This window comes from Rhodococcus sp. IEGM1428 (assembly GCF_050321865.1).
GTDB lineage: Bacteria > Actinomycetota > Actinomycetes > Mycobacteriales > Mycobacteriaceae > Rhodococcoides.
The window spans coordinates 848917-862334 of sequence record NZ_JBNQFW010000001.1 but is presented as its reverse complement, the minus strand read 5'-3'; the positions used below and the strand labels follow the sequence as shown (position 1 = coordinate 862334).

15 protein-coding genes are annotated in these 13418 nt (G+C 66.9%); 7 read left to right on the top strand and 8 right to left on the bottom strand.

Annotated elements, in window-relative coordinates; genetic code table 11:
* Positions 1-11 precede the first annotated feature (11 nt).
* Both ACQR3T_RS03985 and ACQR3T_RS03980 read right to left on the bottom strand, forming a co-directional pair.
* The gene (locus ACQR3T_RS03985) at positions 12-1235 is read right to left on the bottom strand and encodes a PLP-dependent aminotransferase family protein (protein ID WP_428692592.1); all 1224 of its coding nucleotides are present in this window, start codon (positions 1233-1235) and stop codon (positions 12-14) included.
* 139 nt (positions 1236-1374) lie between these two features.
* Positions 1375-2778: an NAD(P)H-quinone dehydrogenase gene (locus ACQR3T_RS03980; protein ID WP_032376850.1), complete on the bottom strand. Its 1404-nt coding sequence runs from the start codon at positions 2776-2778 to the stop codon at positions 1375-1377.
* Positions 2779-2960: 182 nt separating this feature from the next.
* On the opposite strand from ACQR3T_RS03980, the gene ACQR3T_RS03975 reads away from it, so the two are divergent.
* Positions 2961-3425: a gamma-glutamylcyclotransferase gene (locus ACQR3T_RS03975; RefSeq protein ID WP_032376849.1), complete on the top strand. Its 465-nt coding sequence runs from the start codon at positions 2961-2963 to the stop codon at positions 3423-3425.
* Between the two features lie 13 nt (positions 3426-3438).
* On the opposite strand, the gene ACQR3T_RS03970 is transcribed toward ACQR3T_RS03975, so the two are convergent.
* The 4 genes from ACQR3T_RS03970 to ACQR3T_RS03955 form a co-directional block, all read right to left on the bottom strand.
* Positions 3439-3903 (bottom strand): TrmO family methyltransferase domain-containing protein, encoded by a 465-nt coding sequence (locus ACQR3T_RS03970; protein ID WP_032376848.1) that lies wholly within the window; start codon positions 3901-3903, stop codon positions 3439-3441.
* Between the two features lie 13 nt (positions 3904-3916).
* Entirely contained in the window at positions 3917-5080 is a 1164-nt protein-coding gene (locus ACQR3T_RS03965; protein ID WP_428692591.1) for a M20 family metallopeptidase, read from the bottom strand.
* Positions 5077-6240 carry a M20 family metallopeptidase gene (locus tag ACQR3T_RS03960; RefSeq protein WP_428693045.1) on the bottom strand — a complete coding sequence of 388 codons (1164 nt, stop codon included), beginning with the start codon at positions 6238-6240 and terminating at the stop codon, positions 5077-5079. The genes ACQR3T_RS03965 and ACQR3T_RS03960 overlap by 4 nt, the downstream gene beginning before the upstream one ends.
* A 111-nt stretch (positions 6241-6351) precedes the next feature.
* Positions 6352-7056, bottom strand: a complete 705-nt coding sequence (locus ACQR3T_RS03955; RefSeq protein WP_428692590.1) for an enoyl-CoA hydratase-related protein — start codon at positions 7054-7056, stop codon at positions 6352-6354.
* Between the two features lie 120 nt (positions 7057-7176).
* Between ACQR3T_RS03955 and ACQR3T_RS03950 the strand changes: the two genes are divergently transcribed.
* The gene (locus ACQR3T_RS03950) at positions 7177-7971 is read left to right on the top strand and encodes a purine-nucleoside phosphorylase (protein WP_032378108.1); all 795 of its coding nucleotides are present in this window, start codon (positions 7177-7179) and stop codon (positions 7969-7971) included.
* Entirely contained in the window at positions 7968-9578 is a 1611-nt protein-coding gene (locus ACQR3T_RS03945) for a phospho-sugar mutase (protein ID WP_052070165.1), read from the top strand. Before ACQR3T_RS03950 ends, ACQR3T_RS03945 begins: the two co-directional genes overlap by 4 nt.
* A 9-nt stretch (positions 9579-9587) precedes the next feature.
* Here the strand turns inward: ACQR3T_RS03945 and ACQR3T_RS03940 are convergent, their stop codons facing one another.
* The gene (locus ACQR3T_RS03940; RefSeq protein ID WP_428692589.1) at positions 9588-10436 is read right to left on the bottom strand and encodes a DUF2797 domain-containing protein; all 849 of its coding nucleotides are present in this window, start codon (positions 10434-10436) and stop codon (positions 9588-9590) included.
* Positions 10437-10516: 80 nt separating this feature from the next.
* Positions 10517-11140 carry a uracil phosphoribosyltransferase gene (gene upp / locus ACQR3T_RS03935; RefSeq protein ID WP_428692588.1) on the bottom strand — a complete coding sequence of 208 codons (624 nt, stop codon included), beginning with the start codon at positions 11138-11140 and terminating at the stop codon, positions 10517-10519.
* A gap of 134 nt (positions 11141-11274) precedes the next feature.
* Here upp and ACQR3T_RS03930 point away from each other — a divergent pair, with 134 nt between their 5' ends.
* From ACQR3T_RS03930 to ACQR3T_RS03915, 4 genes are read left to right on the top strand one after another with little or no spacing between them, the layout of a single operon-like run.
* Positions 11275-11607 carry a type VII secretion target gene (locus tag ACQR3T_RS03930; protein ID WP_428692587.1) on the top strand — a complete coding sequence of 111 codons (333 nt, stop codon included), beginning with the start codon at positions 11275-11277 and terminating at the stop codon, positions 11605-11607.
* 5 nt (positions 11608-11612) lie between these two features.
* A complete protein-coding gene (locus ACQR3T_RS03925) occupies positions 11613-12743 on the top strand; it encodes a C40 family peptidase (protein WP_428692586.1) in 1131 nt (376 codons plus the stop codon).
* Positions 12740-13093 (top strand): hypothetical protein, encoded by a 354-nt coding sequence (locus ACQR3T_RS03920; protein WP_428692585.1) that lies wholly within the window; start codon positions 12740-12742, stop codon positions 13091-13093. The genes ACQR3T_RS03925 and ACQR3T_RS03920 overlap by 4 nt, the downstream gene beginning before the upstream one ends.
* Complete coding sequence (locus tag ACQR3T_RS03915; protein ID WP_052070163.1) at positions 13090-13404, top strand: YbaB/EbfC family nucleoid-associated protein; 315 nt, start codon at positions 13090-13092, stop codon at positions 13402-13404. Before ACQR3T_RS03920 ends, ACQR3T_RS03915 begins: the two co-directional genes overlap by 4 nt.
* The last annotated feature ends 14 nt before the right edge of the window (positions 13405-13418 follow it).

Below are 13418 nucleotides of genomic sequence, written 5' to 3'. Positions count from 1 at the left end.
GCTCCGCGAGGTCAGCGAGTGCGGATGGACGTGTGTGCAGCGCCCAATCGCCGCACCGCCTCTGCCAGCTCTGCCGGGGTCGATCCCGCGAAGCTCAACCGGAGCGAGCGGCCGTACTCCTCGGCCGACGCAAACGCCGAGCCGGGAACGAAGGCGACTCCATGCTCCAGGGCGGCCGCGAGCAACTCGCTCGTATCGGTCCCGTCCTCGAACGTGGCCCAGGCGAACATTCCACCCGTCGGGCGCGAGACCGTGAGCCGCGCGGAGAACTCGGCATCGAGCGCATCCGTCAATGCCGTTGCACGGCATGCATACTCGCGACGCAATATCGTCAAGTGTGCGTCCAACCACGCAGTGTCGCCGAGCATGTTCGCCGCCATCAGCTGCGTCATCGAGGAACCGCACAGATCGGCGCCCTGTTTGAGGAGCTCCACAGCCGCACACACGGCGGGCGGGGCGACGAACCAGCCGACACGCAGCGCCGGAGCGAGGATCTTCGACGCACTCGACAGCCGGATGACGCGATCGCCGAAACAGGCGATCGGCGGCGGCGGTGCGCCCGTACCGTGCACAGAGCCTGTTGCGGCGAACCAGATCTCGCCGTACGGGTCGTCCTCGATCACCCAGAATCCGTAGTGATCCGCGAGCGCCGCGAGGTGCCGACGCCGGTGCTCGCTCATCGTGACCCCGCGAGGGTTGTGGAAGTTGGCAACCGTGTGGACCACCGCAGGACGCAGCCCCGCCGTCAACCGTCGTTCGAGTTCCGCGGTGTCCATCCCGTCGGCGTCGATTTCGATTGCCTCGATCCGCGCCTCGGCGATCGAGAACACCTGCAGCGCACCGGTATACGCGGGTTCGTCGACGACCACAACGGCACCCGGGTCGATCAGCGCCTGCGCGAGCAGCGTCAGGGCCTGCTGCGATCCATGCGTGACGACGACGGTGTCCGTCGGGACCGTCACTCCCCCGCGCACGGCGCTCTCTCTGGCCGCGATCACGCTGCGCAGCGTGCGATGACCGGCAGTCTCGCAGTATTGGACGGCATCGGGGCTCCGCAGTACCGCGTCGGCAGCAGCCGCGATGCGGTCGACGGGGATCAGATCCGTGGCCGGCAGGCCTCCCGCCAGGCTGATGACGTCGTCGCGAGCGGTGAGGGCAAGAAGATCACGGATAGCCGAGCTGGACAACGATGCGGTGCGTCGGGCCAAGCCGACGGGGAGGTGAGTAGAAGACATGAAAGAGACTCCGGGGCAGCAGGAACGAAGGAACGGCCCGCGGATCCGCTGAGTCGAGGAGAGAGCGGACGGGTGTGTCCGCTCTCTCGACTGTCTCACGTGCTACCGAAATATGAAACGCAATTCTCACATAGTGAGATCAGTCCAGATCGTCGTGCGCCATCAGCTGACGAGCAGCCTCGATGACCGATCCCGACAACGACGGGTACACCGAGAACGTGTTGGCCAGGTCGTTGACCGAGAGGTTGTTCTGCACCGCCATCGCGATGGGCAGAATCAGCTCCGACGCGCTCGGGGCGACCACAACGCCGCCGATGACGACGCCGGTGGCCGGGCGACAGAAGATCTTGACGAAACCGCGCTTGAGCCCGCTCATCTTCGCTCGCGGATTTGTGGTCAGTGGCAGCATCACCACACGCGCCGGTACGTCACCGGCGTCGATCTTGGACTGCGCGACGCCGACCGACGCGATCTCGGGCCGCGTGAACACCGCCGAGGCCACGGTCTTGAGCTTGATCGGGCTGACGGCCTGACCCAGCGCGTGGTACATCGCGATGCGTCCCTGCATTGCCGCGACCGAGGCCAGCGGAAGCAGGCCGGTGCAGTCACCGGCTGCGTAGATGCCGGCGACCGCGGTACGAGATACGCGGTCCACCCGCAGGTACCCGCCCTTGTCGAGTTCGATGCCCACCTTCTCGAGTCCGAGACCGGAGGTGTTGGGAACCGATCCGACGGTCATCAGCGCGTGGCTGCCCTCGACGGTGCGGCCGTCCGACAGCGTGACGAGAACGCCGTCGTCGGTGCGGACGACCGAATCGGCCCGGGCATGCTTGACGAGAGTGACACCTCGCTCGTTGAACGCGTCCTCGAGGACCAGAGCGGCATCCTCGTCCTCGTGTGGGAGCACGCGGTCGCGGCTCGAGACAGCGGTGACTTTGACGCCCATCTCGGTGTAGGCCGAGACGAACTCGGCACCGGTCACACCGGATCCGACGACCACCAAGTGCTCGGGTAGGGCCTCGAGGTCGTAGAGCTGACGCCAGTTGAGAATGCGTTCGCCGTCGGGCTCGGCTCCCTTGACCACGCGGGGGCGGGCACCGGTCGCGATTAGGACGACGTCGGCGTCGAGGATGCGTTCCTCGCCGTCGGCCAACACCGCCTTGATCTGATGCGAGGCCATGCCGACATGGGTGTCGATCATCTCGGCGCGGCCGGCCAGAAGTTCGACGCCGACCGAGGTGACGCGGTGGGCGATGTCGGCCGACTGAGCCTGCGCGAGACTCTTGACTCGGTCGTGAATCTTCGGAAGCGCAACGGCGGCTTGCGATGGATCGAGCGAAATACCCAGGTCGCTGGCTCGACGCATCTCGGTGCGAATGCCGGTCGAGGCGATGAACGTCTTCGACGGTACGCAGTCCCACAGAACGCAGGCACCGCCGATACCGTCGGAATCGACGAGCGTCACCTGTCCGCCGTGCTGAGCGGCTACCAATGCTGCTTCGTACCCTGCCGGACCACCACCGATGATCACAATCCGGGTCATTGATCCTCTTCTCGCGTGCTCGAAATTCTCTCGCTTTGTCTCCTCAACGGTATTGCAGAGGCCGCCTCGGCGCGTCGGTAGGGCTGGCTTCGGTGACCCGGGAGGCGACCGGACCTGCGACGACTCACCGAAACAGGACCACGACGCGTCAACCGTCACCGATACGGTTTAGGCTGGCCGACGTGCCAATTTATGCCGCCTACGGATCGAACATGCATCCGGAGCAGATGTTGCAGCGATGCCCCCACTCGCCCTTGTCGGGAACCGGGTGGCTGCACGGATGGCGGTTGACCTTCGCCGGCGGCGACATCGGCTGGGAAGGCGCGCTGGCCACGGTCGTCGAAGATCCCGACTCGCAGGTCTTCGTCGTGCTCTACGACGTATCGGACGAGGACGAGGAGAGCCTGGATCGTTGGGAGGGCTCGGAACTCGGCATTCACCGCAAGATTCGACTGCGTATCGAGACCGGCCGGGAGCCGGTACTGGCGTGGATGTACGTGCTCGACGCCTACGAGGGCGGCCTGCCGTCGGCCCGATACCTCGGAGTGATGGCAGAGGCGGCCGAAATCGCGGGTGCTCCCGCCGAGTACGTGCGAGACCTTCGAACTCGCGACAGCCGGAACGTCGGTCCCGGTACAGGCTCGTAGCTCGAGGGGCAGATCAGAAGTAGTTCTTCATCACCGACGCCACCCAGGCCGGCTCGGTCACGTCCGCACGCTCCGGAACCATGGACTGCAGGAACGGTTTGACGTCGAGGACAGGTGAGCCGTCGATCGCGTCGAGACCTCGAACTCGGATGCGCAGTCCGTCGACGTCGACGATCTCGCACCGCGACACTCCGAGATGGTTGGGCCGGTCCTTGACGCGTTGGGCGAGGACCCCCACCCGAGGAAGCGTCGTGTCGCCGCGGGGGTGGCGCGAGCCGGTGGTCGTCGCGGCCGGATCACATCGGTGGAAACCGTAGACGACCTCGAGGTGCGAGAAGTCGCCAAGACCGAGAGTCGCGTCGACGTCGAGCACGGTCCGGTCGAGGTCGATGACGGACTCGACGGATCCCCAGTTGTCGTCCACCACCTCGGCACGGTCTGATCGAACGATTCCGATCGGAGACACTTCGAAAGTCATCTCGTTCCTTGCCCTAGTTCGGATCCAGCGCGATTCCGGTCATCACCTTCACACCCACGGCCAGTGCTCGCTCGTCGAGGTCGAACGTGGGCTGATGGATGTCGAGTTGGGGGCCGGTACCGGGCCAGACGCCCAGCCGAGCCATCGCCCCCGGCACCCTTTCGAGGTACCAAGAGAAATCCTCGCCGCCGCCGGACTGCGCAGTATCGGCCAACGCGTCGGGTCCGACCCGGCCGATCGCCTTCTCGAACGTGTGCGTGGACGCCGGATCGTTGACCACGGGAGGGACGCCGCGGCGGTAGTGCAACTCGAACTGCACCCCGGTGGGTGCCAACAAGCCGGTGACGATCTCGCGGACCAACGGTTCGAGCAACGCCCAGGTCTCGTGGTCGCCGGTGCGCACGGTCCCTGTCAGCATGCCGGTCTGCGGTATGGCGTTGGGGGCCTGGCCCGCGACCACCGCTCCCCACACCATGACCGTGCTGGTCCGCGGATCGATTCGCCTGCTCAACATTCCGGGCAGGCCGGTGATGACGGTGCCCAATGCGTAGATCAGATCGGTGGTCAGGTGCGGCCGAGACGTGTGTCCGCCGGGTGAGTCAAGCCGGAGCTCGACGGTGTCGGCGGCGGAGGTGATGGCACCGACACGCAGGCCGACCTGACCGACCTCGAGCCGCGGATCGCAGTGCAGCGCAAAGATCTTGGTGACGCCGTCGAGTGCCCCCGCGGCCACTGCGTCGAGTGCTCCGCCCGGCATGACCTCCTCGGCGGGCTGAAAGATCAGGCGCACCCCGTACTGCAGGTCCGGCAGGGAGGCCAGCGCCAGACCCGTCGCGAGCAGCACCGTGGTGTGTGCGTCGTGGCCGCAGGCGTGCGACACCCCGGGCACAGTCGACGAATACGCCGCGCCGGTGTTCTCCTGCAGCGGTAGGGCATCCATGTCTGCCCGCAACGCGACACGAGGACCGTCGGGCCCGATGTCACAGATCAACCCCGTTCCGCCGGGAAGGGGCTTGGGTGACAGACCCGCTGCTTCCAGTTCTCCGATCACGAATGCGGTGGTGCCGAATTCGCGTCGAGCGAGTTCCGGGTTGGCGTGAATGTGCCGACGCCACAGTGACAGATCTGCCGTGTGCGACTCGATCCACCGATCGATCGCGGCCTCCCGAGAGTTCACTGTTGCCCAGCCGATCGGGCGCCCACGCCGTCCAGCAGGCGGGCCCGAGTGCTGGGATCGGCTGCAGCACGCGCGGCAGTTCTGGCCAGACCGAGGGCTCCGTCGCGCAATGCGCGGTCGGCGGACTCGGTGACGCACGCAGCGGCGAACTCCGGCTGATGCGTCACCGCCCCGCCTGCATCGAGTCCGACGACGGGATGAATACCGGGTAGAACATTCGTCACGTTTCCCATGTCTGTGCTGCCCAACGGGCGAAATCCTTCCAAATCCGGAGCCAACGGCGATCGGCCCAACGCTTCGATCTCCCGACGAAAAGCCGCGACCAGCCACGAATCCGGCGTCAAGGCAGCGTATGTCGGTGACACCGTACGAATCTCGTGAGTACACCCGGTCGCGAGTGCCCCGGCCTCGAAACACGCGAACGCCTTCGCCGTCAGCGCCTCGAGCGACTCCGTGGTGTTCGCGCGCAGGTAGTAGAGCAACTCGGCATGGCCGGGAACGATGTTCGGTGCCGCCCCGCCGTCGCTGACGATGCCGTGGAACTGCTGACCGGGTGCCAGGTGCTGACGCAGCAGACCGAGCGCCACCTGGCTGATGGTGACTGCATCGCCTGCGTTGATTCCCCATTCCGGAGCGGCCGAGGCATGCGCGGCGCGGCCGGTGAACTGCACGGCGACGTCGGCCAGAGCCAGCGACGTCGCACCGACGATGTCGAAGGGTCCGGGGTGGACCATCAGTGCCGCGCCGATGCCGTCGAACACTCCGCGCTCGAGCATCAGCACCTTGCCGCCGCCGGTCTCCTCGGCCGGGGTGCCGAGCACTCGGACGGTGACGCCGAGAGCGTCGGCGACCGGCGCGAGCGCGAGCGCCGCCCCCACCGCGGACGCCGCAATGATGTTGTGCCCGCACGCATGACCGATTTCGGGCAGGGCGTCGTACTCCGCACAGATACCGATCACCAGGTCCCCGCTGCCGAACGACGCGGTGAACGCGGTGTCCATGTCTGCGACGGCTGTCTCGACCTCGAAATCGTGGGCTCGGAGCGTGTCGAGGATCTTGGCGACGCTGCGATGTTCCTCGAACGCCAGCTCGGGCTCGGCATGAATCGAGTGCGACAGTGCGACCAGTTCGCCGGTCGCGGCGGCCAGGGCGCGGTCCATGGCACTGGCCACAGCAGCACTGTTCGATTCGTCCGTCACGAGAGACAGTGTGTCACTAGCGTGGCCGAGTGTCGGAACGGCTGTGCCGACGTGCAGGCAGAGACCGGCTTGCTACTTTCCGAAGCTGAAGTTGCTGTCGTCGGTTGCGGTGTTCAGCGCGGCGAGCAGATCCACGTGCATACGTGCCTTGATGCCGGCCAGATTTGCACCCCGGGTGCTCGTCAGCGCCTGAGCCTTCGCGACCGCGTCGGACACCAACGACTCTTCCGGTGCCGTCGCCTCGACGATTCCGGCGGCCACGGCGTCGGCACCGCCGTAGCGGCGACCGGTCGTCATGGCCTCGACGGCCGTCTGCTTGGGCAACCTGGAGTTGATCAGTGCCGACATTCCCACGGTGAACGGCATGTTCAGGTTCACCTCGGGCAGGCAGTAGAAACCTCGGTCGGCGCGCTGGATACGGAAGTCGTGCGAGGTGGCGAACATCGCGCCTGCTCCGAACGCATGGCCCTGAACTGCCGCGACGGTGGCCATCGGAAACGCCAGGAGCCGGGAGTAGAGCGTGTGAACGCGGTCGAGGTACCAGGTGATCTTGTCCAGGTTGGCGAAGAGCCAATCGGTGTCGAGACCGTTGCTGTAGAACTTGCCCGCCGACGTGGTGACCAGTGCCGCCGGACCGGTCGACGCCTCGACCTCGTCGAGCAACGCGTGGACGGCGTCGATCCAGTCCGGGTGGAACCGATTCTCCGGATTGTCCGCGCCGTCCTGGGCACCGAGGAACAGGATGTGGACGTCGCCGTCGCGTTCGAGATAAGGCATGCAGCGGATACTACTCGGGGGTAACTTGCTGCTGGCAACCTCCATCGGTCGCACATCCATCGCGTCGATCTCCTACTGTTGTTCATCGTGGCAACCACCGACGCACATGAGACCGACCCCGTGACCGACCCCGAGGGGGCCGCGCGCACCGCCGCCGACGCTCTCGCCGCGGCGACCGGAGTCGACACCCATTCCGTGGCTATCGTCCTCGGGTCCGGCTGGCAGGCAGCAGCCGATGTCTTCGGATCCCCCACCGCGACCGTGCGCATGGCCGACCTGCCCGGCTTCGCGCCGCCGTCGGCGTCGGGTCACTCGGGCACCATCACCTCGGTGGACGTCGGCGGTACCCACACCCTGCTGCTGCAGGGCCGCACCCACGCCTACGAAGGTCACGACCTGCGACGCGTCGTGCACCCCGTGCGCACCGCGATCGCCGCAGGCGCGACGACCGTCGTGCTGACCAATGCCGCAGGCGGAATTCGCGATGGCATGAGCGTCGGGCAGCCCGTCCTGATTTCCGACCACCTCAACCTCACCGCACGTTCACCTCTCGTCGGTGCCGAGTTCGTCGATCTGGTCGACGCGTACTCCCCCGAACTTCGCGCTCTTGCGGCCCGGATCGATCCGTCGCTCGAAGACGGCGTCTACGCAGGTCTACCCGGCCCCCACTACGAGACGCCTGCCGAGATCCGGATGCTGCGCACTCTCGGAGCAGACCTCGTGGGTATGTCGACGGTGCACGAGACGATCGCCGCACGGGCGAAGGGCGCTCGAGTCCTCGGCATCTCGCTGGTCACCAACCTTGCGGCCGGAATGACCGGCGAGCACCTGAACCACACCGAAGTACTCGCTGCCGGTAAGGATTCCGCTGCCCGGATGGGTGCCTTGCTGCACGAATTGGTCACTCGGCTGTGACCGAGGAGCTTTCCGAACGCGTGCAGCGCTGGATCGCCGGCGATCCGGACCCCACTACCCGTGACGAACTGCTCAGCCTGTCCGATGCCGAACTCACCGATCGGTTCAGTGGCCCACTGACGTTCGGCACGGCGGGCTTGAGAGGACCGGTACGCGCGGGACCCAACGGGATGAACGAGGCGGTAGTGGTGAAGACCACCGCCGGAATCGCAGCCTGGTCGATCGAGAAGGGCCTCGGCGGGTCGACCGTCGTCGTCGGTCGCGACGCCAGAACCGGCTCCGAACAGTTCGCCTTCGCGGCCGCGGAAACCCTGTCCGCCCAGGGATTTTCGGTGGTCTTGCTGCCTCGACCGCTCCCGACTCCCGTCGTCGCCTTCGCGGTACGTGCCCTCGACGCCGAGCTCGGCGTGCAGATCACGGCGTCACACAACCCCGCGGCGGACAACGGCTACAAGGTGTACCTCCTCGGCGGCTCGCAACTGATCCCGCCGAGTGACGCGGAGATAGAGACGCTGATCGCCGCCACCGGCGACGCGGTCGACGTTCCCCGTTCGATCGTCGAACCCAGCGGTACCGACATCGCTGCGCGTTACCTCGATTCGGTTGTTGCACTACCTCGTTCGACGCGCCGCGATATCCGCATCGCCCTCACGGCACTGCACGGCGTCGGCGGCGAACTGGCCACCGCTGCGCTGCGTGGAGCAGGGTTCCGCGACGTTCAGGTGGTCGAGGAACAATTCGAGCCCGACCCTGCGTTCCCCACCGTCACGTTCCCCAACCCCGAGGAGCCGGGCGCTGCCGATGCGGTGCTCGCTCTCGCGGCCGCGATCGACGCCGATATCGCGATAGCCCTCGACCCCGATGCCGATCGCTGTGCGGTCGGGGTGCCCACGGACAGCGGGTGGCGCATGCTGACCGGGGACGAGACCGGAGCACTGCTCGCGAACCATCTCCTCGCCGATGCGCCCGCCGACTCGCTGGTGGCCAACACGATCGTCTCGTCGCAACTGCTCTCGGCGCTCGCTCCGGCGCGCGGTGCTCGCTATGCCCGCACCCTGACCGGTTTCAAGTGGCTGGTCCGCGCGGGCGAGGGTCTCGTGTACGCCTACGAGGAGGCAATCGGGCACTGCGTCGACCCGAACGTGGTGCGCGACAAGGACGGTATCTCGGCGGCGGTGGTGCTCGCAGATCTGGCCGCCGGCCTGAAACAGGACCGGCGCACCCTGCTCGATGTGCTCGACGACCTTGCGGTCGAGTTCGGCGTGCACCTGGGTGCACAGGTCTCGCGGCGGGTGCAGGACCTCGCCGAGATCGGGAACATGATGGACCGGCTACGCACCGAACCGCCGACGGAATTGGCCGGCCGGGCCGTCACCGTTGTGGATTACGCCGACCGCGACGACGAGTTGCGCACCGACGCAGTCGAAATCAGCGGACCGGGGCTACGGGTGATCGTGCGGCCGTCCGGTACCGAACCCAAGCTCAAGGCGTACCTCGAAGTGATCGAGCAGGTCGAGAGCCGTGACGAACTGGCGCGCGCCCGTGCGGCAGCGGGCGAGGTACTGGCCGAACTGACCGACTACGCCCAGCACCTCCAGCCCTGGTAATCCCGAATCTCAGAACAACGCCGACTGCACCGCGGGCAGATCCGAGGTGAAGGCACCGAGTTCTATCCGCCTGCCTTTGAGTGCGGCCAGGTCCACGACGTAGGTCTCGTCATCGACGGTGGCGATCACCGCCTGCCCGACGCATGTCCTGATTTCGAGTCCATGAGCTCCGGTCGCGACATCCGCGGGGTAGGTGACGCGACTGACGTTCTCGCTCAACGCTTCGCGTCCGGCGGGCGGAGTCCATCGTTCGTCGATCGGGGTGCACCCGGAGACGCCCGCCTCGCTCAGCATCTCGCGGACCTGCTCAGCCCGGGCAGCGGTGGCGGCGTCGAGCCTGTCCACGTCGATCGGTAGACACAGCGAGGCCGCTTTCGCCGCGGATCGCACTGCCTGCCGCAGCCCCATCGACTCGGTCACGAGATCCTCGGCCACCCGAACGGCTTTCCCGTCGTCGGCGTGGGCGACGTACCGCGCACTGATGGCCCCCTGCTCGGCGAGCCGGCCCCACTTACGTGTGTCCGCTGCCGTCCCGATCTTGAAGGTGCCGTTCGCAAAAGCAGCAAGATAGAGCCAATGCGGTTGCATGACATGCTTTTCCAGATCACGCGAGACGAAGCCGCTGCGATGCACGGTGTGCACGAATCGAAAACTGTCCTTGTCGGCGCACGTCGCGCACTGGCCCGACGCGACGGCCCGCTCCCGGCCGGGGCACGGCACGTAGCGCGGCGGGCCGTCGGCCCGAAATGCCATGCGCCCGGTGCAGTACCGATCGGTCGAGGCACCCAGCGCACGGAAACCGAGCCTGCGGCCGACCAATTCGTGGAACTCGATCTGTTCGGTGTCGACATCGAGCACCCGTAATCTCGGGCGGGGTGCAGGTGCCGCCTCCGAGGGCCAGGAGACCCCGAGGACCAAGCGGGCGGCGGTAGCGGAGGTCAGCGCGGACCGAACTGACGATCGCCTGCGTCACCGAGGCCGGGAACGATGAACGCATTCTCGTTCAGGCCGTCGTCGATGCTCGCTGCCACCAATCGCACCGGCAGGCCCGACGCTTCCAGCGCGGCAACACCTTCGGGAGCGGCCACGACGCAGATGGCCGTCACCTCCGCCGCACCGCGACCGACGAGCAGTTCGATCGTGTGCACCATGGAACCGCCGGTGGCCAGCATGGGGTCCAGCACGTACACCGGCGTCTGCGACAAGTCGTCGGGCAAGGACTCCATGTACGGGACGGGCCGATGCGTCTGTTCGTCCCGGGCCATCCCCACGAATCCGACGCGGGACTGCGGAATCAGACTGCTGGCCTTCTCCACCATGCCCAGACCTGCACGCAGAACCGGTACGAGCAACGGCGGGCGTGCCAGCCTGGTGCCCTCGGTCACGGCGACGGGGGTGCGCACTTCGAAGGTGTCGATGGCGGCGTCTCGGGTGGCCTCGTAAACCAGCATGTGGGTGAGTTGACGAAGAGCCGTCCGGAACGTGGCATTGTCGCTGCGCTCGTCCCGCATCGTGGTGAGCAGAGCTGCGGCCAGTGGGTGGTCGACCACGTGTGTTTCCATGCCGTCCAGGATAGGACTTCGGTGGTCGGACGCGAACGGCAAGTCAGGGGAACCGAATGGCAGGCATCCGCGTCGAACCAGTTGGGCGTCGCACTCGGCGGCCTACGAATCGATTGCTTTCTCAGGGGGCACTGATGGCCGAACTCGTCGTCGACACCGAGGGGGTCCTCGCATACAGTGCGGTGGCGTCGACCATGGCCCAACAGATCGCCGCGGCGGGTGCTGCCGCTGCTGCGTGCGGTCCAGCCGTGCTCGCACCGGTGTTCGGCCTGATCGGGCAGGAATTCCTCGGTGCCGTCACCGGTACCCATCTTGCGCACACCAACGCGGTGGTGCGCTTGGCCGGAGCGGTGGCGAGCATCGGTTCCGCGGCCACGGCATCGGCCGTGTCGTACGCCCTCACCGATGCCGGCACCGGCGCAGCCGTCGCGGGCTCGGCGGCCGGTATCGCGCCGGACGCGCGGTAGCGGCCATGATCGATCTGTTGGCCCGTCCGATCGTCGATCTGCTCGGCGCCTTCGGCAACGGAACGGTTCCCACCGGGGGTCCGGCCGATGTGCTTCGTGTGTCTTCGGCAGCGATCGAGGCGGCGCAGGGAGTCGGCAGGATCGCCATCACCGAGCTCGCCGCGAACTGGAACGGTGCCGCCGCCGACGCCGCAATTCGATACGCCGAGAACGCACACTCGTCCGCGGTCGCCCTCGCGGACCACGCCGACGAGATCGCTGCCGTCGTCGATCAGGCCTGCCGCGATACCAACCAGGGTTTCCTCGAACTGCAGGACATCGTGCAGTCGTTCGTGGGCATCGCACTCTCGGCCGGACCGATCGTCGCTACACCGGTAGGGCAGACCATGCTGATCTCGGCAGCCATCGAGCACCTCGAGCGGGCTCTGGTGGTGGTTGCCCGTGTTCGCACCGAATTGGCTGCGCACACTGCGAAAGTCGGGGCACTCGCCGCTCCGCCGAGCGTGCCCGCCCCCGTGGGCGGAGGACCGGTACCCGCCCCCGGATCTTCCTCGAACCTCATGACCTCACCTGCCACGTCGCAGGTGATCGAGGCCGGTGAGAAATTGGCGAAGACGTTCGCGCAGTCGTTGTCCTCCCCTGCTACCGGAGCCGACGTGCCGGGTGGTGGCGGCGCTGGCGCACTGAACTTGCTGGGTGATCCGGCTGCCGATTCTTCCCGGTCGACCGACAGCGCCGGTCGCGGTGTCGAAGTGCGGTTGCCCGACGGCAGTATCGTCACCGCACCGAACCCCGAGGCCGCGGGTGCCGTTCGTAGTGCATTGACGCAACAGGGCGTGCCCTACGCATGGGGCGGTACCACTCCGGGCAGCGGGCTCGACTGCAGCGGATTGACGCAGTGGGCGTACTCGCAACAGGGGGTCGAGATCCCCCGTTTGGCGCAGGAACAAGGCATCGGCTCGGCCGTGGCACCGGGTGAGGTGATGCCCGGCGACCTCGCGGTCTGGGACGGCCACGTGGCCATGGTCATCGGAAATGGCCAGCTGGTCGAAGCCGGAGATCCGGTGCAGGTCGGACCGATCCGAACGACCAACAGCGGTATGGGCTTCAAGGGCTTCTACCGTCCGACCGAATGAAGGGCCAGCCAGTGACGGACTCGGACACCACCGTCCTCAGTGCGGTATCGGGCACCAGATCGGGATCGGTGGCAGTGCGCTCCACCGAACACGGGCTACCGATCGCAGTTGCCATCGACGAGCGCGAACTGCGTTACGGCGGAGGCGCATTGGCAGCGACGATTTTGCAGCAGTGCGAGCGGGCGAGCACCGCGGCCCGCGCCCAGCGCCGTACCCTGCTGGCCGGGGACGGCGTTCCTGCCGACGTTCTCGATCGCCTCGGACTACCCACGAACGCCCGAGTGGCTGCCGCTGCGAACGAGGACTCGGCCGAGGATGTCGCCCCCGCGAGTTGGTTGAGGCAGGCATGACCCACACGCACACCACCGAAGTCGACGCTCTGGTCGGCGGAGCCCAGCACCGACTGGACACCCTGCGCGAGACTCACGAGCGACTGGACCGCATCAGGTTTCGAGTCACCTCGCCGGACAACCTGGTGACCGTCGTCGCCGATGGATCCGGTGCCATGGTCGAACTCGAACTCGCCGAGAACCTCGGATCGGTGACCGCTCGCGTACTCGCGTCGACGATCACTTCCGTGGCTGCCGAGGCCGCCGCTGGGGCACTCGACCACCGCGAAGGCATCCTGCAAAGTCTGCAAGCGTCGTTCACAGACTCCTGAGATAGGCTTCGCGC

Excerpts from the sequence above, each read along its gene's own strand:
- ACQR3T_RS03920 (WP_428692585.1), top strand. The coding sequence starts at position 12,740 with ATGAAGGGCCAGCCAGTGACGGACTCGGACACCACCGTCCTCAGTGCG.
- ACQR3T_RS03985 (WP_428692592.1), bottom strand. The coding sequence starts at position 1,235 with ATGTCTTCTACTCACCTCCCCGTCGGCTTGGCCCGACGCACCGCATCG.
- ACQR3T_RS03930 (WP_428692587.1), top strand. The coding sequence starts at position 11,275 with ATGGCCGAACTCGTCGTCGACACCGAGGGGGTCCTCGCATACAGTGCG.
- ACQR3T_RS03980 (WP_032376850.1), bottom strand. The coding sequence starts at position 2,778 with ATGACCCGGATTGTGATCATCGGTGGTGGTCCGGCAGGGTACGAAGCA.
- ACQR3T_RS03925 (WP_428692586.1), top strand. The coding sequence starts at position 11,613 with ATGATCGATCTGTTGGCCCGTCCGATCGTCGATCTGCTCGGCGCCTTC.
- ACQR3T_RS03955 (WP_428692590.1), bottom strand. The coding sequence starts at position 7,056 with ATGCCTTATCTCGAACGCGACGGCGACGTCCACATCCTGTTCCTCGGT.
- ACQR3T_RS03960 (WP_428693045.1), bottom strand. The coding sequence starts at position 6,240 with ATGGACCGCGCCCTGGCCGCCGCGACCGGCGAACTGGTCGCACTGTCG.
- ACQR3T_RS03970 (WP_032376848.1), bottom strand. The coding sequence starts at position 3,903 with ATGACTTTCGAAGTGTCTCCGATCGGAATCGTTCGATCAGACCGTGCC.
- ACQR3T_RS03915 (WP_052070163.1), top strand. The coding sequence starts at position 13,090 with ATGACCCACACGCACACCACCGAAGTCGACGCTCTGGTCGGCGGAGCC.
- upp (WP_428692588.1), bottom strand. The coding sequence starts at position 11,140 with ATGGAAACACACGTGGTCGACCACCCACTGGCCGCAGCTCTGCTCACC.